Origin of the sequence: Inquilinus limosus MP06 (assembly GCF_000767795.1) — a bacterium.
Taxonomy (GTDB): domain Bacteria; phylum Pseudomonadota; class Alphaproteobacteria; order DSM-16000; family Inquilinaceae; genus Inquilinus; species Inquilinus limosus_E.
Genome location: NZ_JANX01000568.1, coordinates 1 through 4017, shown reverse-complemented (window position 1 = coordinate 4017; position 4017 = coordinate 1). Strand labels below are relative to the sequence as shown.

General features: G+C 73.1%; 4 protein-coding genes and 1 pseudogene. 1 reads left to right on the top strand and 4 read right to left on the bottom strand.

The window, feature by feature from the left end; all coding sequences use genetic code 11:
• Positions 1-485: pseudogene (locus P409_RS28560) on the bottom strand (amino acid deaminase); the annotation flags it as partial.
• 127 nt (positions 486-612) lie between these two features.
• Between P409_RS28560 and P409_RS28555 the strand changes: the two are divergent.
• The gene (locus P409_RS28555) at positions 613-1521 is read left to right on the top strand and encodes an amidohydrolase family protein (RefSeq protein ID WP_034846405.1); all 909 of its coding nucleotides are present in this window, start codon (positions 613-615) and stop codon (positions 1519-1521) included.
• Here the strand turns inward: P409_RS28555 and P409_RS28550 are convergent.
• The 3 genes from P409_RS28550 to P409_RS28540 all read right to left on the bottom strand — a co-directional run.
• Positions 1518-2471: an ABC transporter permease gene (locus tag P409_RS28550; protein WP_034846403.1), complete on the bottom strand. Its 954-nt coding sequence runs from the start codon at positions 2469-2471 to the stop codon at positions 1518-1520. The two genes, P409_RS28555 and P409_RS28550, sit on opposite strands and share 4 nt — an antisense overlap.
• Positions 2468-3409 (bottom strand): ABC transporter permease, encoded by a 942-nt coding sequence (locus P409_RS28545; protein ID WP_034846401.1) that lies wholly within the window; start codon positions 3407-3409, stop codon positions 2468-2470. The genes P409_RS28550 and P409_RS28545 overlap by 4 nt, the downstream gene beginning before the upstream one ends.
• A partial coding sequence (locus tag P409_RS28540; RefSeq protein ID WP_202964834.1) for an ATP-binding cassette domain-containing protein occupies positions 3406-4017 on the bottom strand: 612 nt, incomplete at its 5' end. The genes P409_RS28545 and P409_RS28540, both read right to left, overlap by 4 nt.

The window sequence follows — 4017 nt, the reverse complement described above, 5'->3', positions numbered from 1 at the left end:
GCCTCGGCCCAGGCGGCGTCGAGCGACACCGCGGCTTCCGGGGAATCGACGAAGGCGTAGATCTCGGCCCGGGGATAGGCCTCGTGCAGCCGGGCCAGGCGTCGGGCGCCGCCCGGGCCGCCGACCTGGTTGGCCAGGATCAGCCGGTTCAGCCCGGCGCGCAGCATCACCGCGGCCTGGCGAATATCGGCCACCGTGGTGCCCCAGGCCCCGGCCGCGACCAGCGAGGCCGCCAGGGCCGGCGCCATCGGCGTCTTGGAATGCGGGGCGATCGCCGCCCCCTGCTCCGCCGCGTAGCGCAGCATCAGCGCCCGGTTGCCGGCGAAGGCCTCCTCGTCCAGGGTCAGCACCGGCAGCGACATGGTGCCCTCGGCCGGGTGCCAGCCCTGCGCCGCCACGGCGTCGAGCGGGATCGGCCCGGCGCCCGGGGGCACGCCCCGGATCCCGTCATGCAGCATGTCCTGCTCGATGATGCCGTCGGCCACGATCGCCGCTCCCTTCCCTGTACCGGTCCCCGTCATTGGGCTTTCTTAGACGGCAGCGGCGGGCTATCTGTCAAGACAACGTTGTCATCGATCCGACGCAAAGCGGACATCCTGCAGGAGAGGCTTCGTGACCCAGCCCTATGACGGCCCGATCATCGACGCGCACCACCATCTCTGGGACCTGTCGCTGGACCGCCATCCCTGGCTGCGCCCGGCGCGGGGCGAGATGGTGTTCGGCGACAACGCGCCGCTGCGCCGCAACTACCTGCCGGCCGACTACCGGGCCGATGCGCGGAACCAGCGCGTGGTCGCGACCGTGCATGTCGAGGCCGGCTGGGACCCCGCCGACCCGGTGGCGGAGACCGAATGGCTGGAGACGCTGGACGATCGCCGCTGCGTCGCCGCGCGCTACGTCGCCCATGTGCCGCTCGACTCCCCGGACGCGCCGGCGCTGCTGGAGCGGCAGGCGGCCTTCCCGCGCGTCGTCGGCATCCGCGACATCCTGAGCTGGCACCCGGACCCGGCGCGCAGCTTCGCCGCCCGGTCGGACCGGATGGACGACCCGGCCTGGCGCCGCGGCCTGGCCCGGCTGGAGGGGCTCGGCCTGTCCTTCGACCTGATGATCTATCCCGGACAGATGGCGGATGCGCTGCGGCTGGTGCGCGACTTCCCGGGCCAGACCTTCATCCTGAACCATTGCGGCAGCCCGGCCGACCGCGACCCGGAGGGCATGGCCCGCTGGCGCGCCGGCCTGGCGGCGCTGGGGCGCGAGCCGAACGTGCATCTCAAGATCTCCGACCTCGTGGCCTATGACCATCACTGGACGCCGGAGAGCCTGCGCGCGGTGGTGCTGACCTGCCTGGACGCCTTCGGCCCCGGCCGGTCGCTGTTCGCCAGCGACTTCCCGGTGGCCGGGCTGCACGCCGCCTTCGACCATGTCTGGGACGGCTTCAAGGCCTTCACCGCCGACCTGACCCCGGCCGAGCAGCGGGCCCTGTTCCACGACAACGCCCGCCGGCTGTACCGGATCGGCTAGCGCCTCGCCTCGCGCCCCGACAGCAGCAGCAGGCCCAGGATCAGCCCGCCGAACAGGATGCTGCGCCAGCCGGGCGAGGCGTTCACCACGGTGATCAGCGCGGTGATGGTGACCAGCAGGATCGCCCCCGGGATGGTGCCGGCATAGGTGCCGCGCCCGCCCAGGATCGAGGTGCCGCCCAGCACCACCGCGGCGATCGAGGTCAGGAGATACGGGTCGCCGATGCCGACATAGCCCTGCCGGTTCATGCCCAGCACCAGCACCCCGGCGATGCCGGCGGCGAGGCCGCTGAGCGTGTACAGCAGCACGGTGGTCCGCCCGATATCGACGCCGGACAGCCGCGCCGCCAGGGGGCTGGTGCCGAGGGCGAAGATCCGCGCGCCCGCCGCGGTCCGGTGCAGCAGCATCAGCACCCCGGCCGAGACCAGGAGCCACAGCAGGATGCCGACCGGCACCCCGGCCGGGCGGGCGGAGCCGAGCCATTCCACCACCGGGTTGCGCACGGTGATGGCGCTGCCGCCGGCGACGATGACGAGGAGGCCCTGCAGCAGCGTCGCCATCGCCAGGGTCATGATCAGCGGATGCACCCGCAGCGCCGCGATGCCGATTCCGTTGAGGAAGCCGATCCCGGCCGCCACCAGCAGCGTCGCCGTCACCCCGACCAGGCCGGTCGGGTCCCAGGCCACCGACAGCAGCGGCAGCAGGATCGCCGTCACCGTGATCACCGCGCCGACGGCGAGGTCGATGCCGCCGCCGATCACCACCAGGGTCTGCCCGGCGGCGACCAGGCCGATCACGGCCGCGAGTTCCAGCAGGTAGCGCAGATGGCCATAGGCGCCGAAGCCGCGGGTCAGCAGGCTGGCGGCGATCCAGACCACGGCCACCACCAGCCAGGCCAGCACCACCTTGTGCCGCAGGATCGCGGGCAACCTGGTCGCGATCGCGGTCATGCCCGCCTCCAGCGCTGATGGATCTGCGGCAGCGCCACGGCGCCGACGATGATCAGCCCCTGGGCGATGTATTGTGCCACGGGCGGGAAGCCCAGGAAGAACATGACGTTGATCATGACGCTGAGCAGCAGGCTGCCGGCGATGGCGCCGCGCATGGTGCCGGCCCCGCCGAGGAAGCCGACCCCGCCCAGCACCGCCGCGGCGATGGAGTTGAGGGTGAAGGGCGTGCCGATCACCGGGTCGCCCGACCCGGTCTGCGCCGCCACGAACAGCCCGGCCAGCGCCGCCAGCATGAAGCTGACGGCATAGGCCACGACCTTGGCCAGGTCGACCGGCACGCCGGAGCGGTAGGCGCCGACCGGGTTGTCGCCGGCGGCATAGAGGCCGAGGCCGATCGGCGTCGCCAAATACAGCTTCCAGGCGACGGCCAGCAGCACCAGCAGCAGCGCCGCCACCGGCTGGTGGCCGGCCAGCAGCTCCGACAGCCAGTCCGGCACGTCGCCGCCCGGCCGCGGCAGCACCAGCAGGGCGGCGCCGCCGAGGATGAAGGACCCGGCCAGGGTGACGATGATCGCCGGCAGCCGGAACAACGCCACGATCGCCCCCGCCCCGGCCCCGACCGCGAGGCCGATCGCGGCCACGGCCAGCACCCCGCCGGGCACGCCCATCATCCCGTCGAAGCTGGTGGCCGCGACCACGGCGCCGAGGCTGACCATGGCGCCGACGGCGAGGTTGATGCCGCCGGTCAGCATGATCATCGCCTGGGCCATCGCCACCAGCGCCAGCGGGAACCAGTTCTGGGTGAACTTGGCGAAGCCCTCGACGCTGACCAGCCCCGGGAACAACGCGACATAGAGCGCCAGGAACAGCGCCACGATCAGGTACAGCCCGCGCAGCCCGTGGTGCCGGCGGCCCTGGATCGCCCGATAGAGGCTCATGCCGCCAGCCCCGGCGCCGCGACGCCCATGGCGGCGCCGACGATCGCCTCCTCGCTGATGCCCGGCCGTTCCAGCGTCGCCACCGTGCGGCCGGCGAACATCACCGCCACCCGGTCGCAGAGATGCACCAGCTCGGGCGTGTCGGAGCTGAGCAGCACCACCGCCTTCCCCTGCGCCGCCAGCGCCCGCAGCATGACGTAGATCTCCCGCTTGGTCTCGACATCGACGCCCCGCGTGGGGTCGTTCAGCAGCAGCACGCGGGGCGCCAGCGGCAGCCACTTGGCCAGCGCCACCTTCTGCTGGTTGCCGCCGGACAGCGCCTGCACCGGGCGCGCCGTGTCGCCCTTGATGGTCAGCCGCTTCGCCAGATCGGCGACGGTCGCCGCCTCCGCCGCCCGGTCGCGCAGGCCCCGCGCCGGCCGCGCCAGGGTCGGCAGCAGCAGGTTGAAGGCGATGCTGTGCGGCAGCAGCAGCCCCTCCTTCTTGCGGTCGGCCGGGATGTAGGCGAGGCCGGCCGCCGTCGCCTCCGTCACCCTGGCGAAGGGCCGCTCGGCCCCGGCGATCCGCGCGGCCTCGGCCGCCGCCGGCAGCGCGCCGACCAGGCCCAG